The organism is Endozoicomonas sp. SESOKO2, assembly GCF_024606245.1.
GTDB lineage: Bacteria > Pseudomonadota > Gammaproteobacteria > Pseudomonadales > Endozoicomonadaceae > Endozoicomonas_A.
Genome location: NZ_JAHHPQ010000619.1, coordinates 1 through 1,745 on the forward strand (window position 1 = coordinate 1; position 1,745 = coordinate 1,745).

At 42.3% G+C, this 1,745-nt stretch carries 1 protein-coding gene; it reads left to right on the plus strand.

The features are described from left to right. Positions 1 to 1,623, plus strand: a 1,623-nt coding sequence (locus KDK17_RS15325; RefSeq protein WP_257288443.1) for a hypothetical protein, incomplete at its 5' end; no start/stop codon positions are given. Between the last annotated feature and the right edge of the window lie 122 nt (positions 1,624 to 1,745).

Consider the following 1,745-nt stretch of genomic DNA (forward strand, 5'->3'; position numbering starts at 1 on the left):
AAGGTCAGAGACGTTAAAGGAACCTCTTTAAGCCCCCTGGATTTGCCAGGCACCGATGACCATGCAAAGGCGTTTAAAGAAGTGGTTCGTAGAATCAAGACAGACCAACAATCATTGATCATGGAGAAGGTAAACGCCGTTACTCCGCTTCAGCTCCACCAAGTGGCCCAGTGCTGTCACAAACCAGAAACAATCACTACAGAACACCAAAGCTTTTTAAAATCTGATACCTTTGCCTATGCAGCGCTTCGTGCATTTCGGGAAAAGAAAATCAGCCGCAACGAATTTGCAACCCTGGTTACCCTGCAGGGCGTTTACCTGGAAGGTATCCAGGATTTAAAATCATTTGAGATTGAGCATTATCAACTGTTTGATGATAATGGAGAAGTTAATGAAGTCGCCTGGTACGTCATAGCGAGTTCATTGATAAGGTCCGAGGATTTCTTTACCGGTTGTTCTTTCAATGTAAATGTCATTATCGAGAGAATGAAGCATTTGCTTAAAAGAGCACCTCAGGTTGAGGCAGGTTTCTGGACCTGCAGCCAGCCAAATTCTTCAGATGAATACGGAGGGCAACGCACGATAAAAGAAGCCCTGTTAAGCTTGGACTTCTTTGTTTTGTTTGATGCCTTCGGCAAGGTGATGTGCCCTTCCATCACGTTGCGACAGGCTTTTATTGACAGTTTATGCCAGAAAGAAGCCCATAATATCAATCCAGTGATCGGGATCAGTACGCCTGAAGATATTAGAACCGGCAGCCTCAAAGGACACAGAGACATGGCGATTCCGTTTCCTGGCCACCCTTTGCCAAAAACTGCTGACTACTTATCTGCTCAATTGATTCTCGAGTTTATGCTGCATGATCTTTATCATGCAGTACGAGCCAGCATGTTAAGAAATGCTGATATCGATTTAATCGTTGCCGTTGCCGATGTTGTGAGAAAAATTAAAATGGCCTTCCACAATGAGTACATTCAGGTAAAACAGGATTTTCAGCAGAAGAAAGCGTGCTTTGAAAGCTCTATTTCCAAATACCCGCAGGAACAACAAGACCAAAAGATAAAAGACTGGCAGAAGTATGAGGAGTCGGCCAATAATAGGCTCGATTATTTGCGACGTACCAGAAAAGCCCTGGGGCAACTTGCATTTAACCTTGAAGATCTGGAAACCAATGAAGTAACTTGGAGGATATATCCGGAAGATTATGATAACGAACGATTCAGATATCACTTGTCAAATATTCTGTTTCAATTGAACAGGTCTTCGGGACAACCGTGGCGCGAGTTGCTAAGTGAAACCGATGCAGGCATTGTCGGCCAGTGCATTATTCCGATGATTATCGGTAATTTGTCTAATCCCCAGAGATTTTATCGTTATTTTTGCTGGGAGATTGATAGGGAAGTCAATTTATATCACAATAAAGATCTCTCAGAAACGCAGAAAAAGGAATACGTAGCCAGAAGTAAAAAGTTGATTGAACCGCTGAATCCATCAGCAAAGCTCGACAAATTACAGTGGCCGACTTTCCTCCGGGAAGCCAACATAGATGATAAATGGAGTGCCTATTCCAAACTCTGGACTTGGTTAATGAACCAATGCAATTTACTGATCTATTTTGATTGAACGTACAATTAATTAAAACGTCTTTTCAAAAGTTGTTATCCGGGTGCGTATCCAGTGACTTATGGCTCGGAACTTAATACTGTCTATCGGGTCAAACATTTTAATACCAAATGATAAAACCA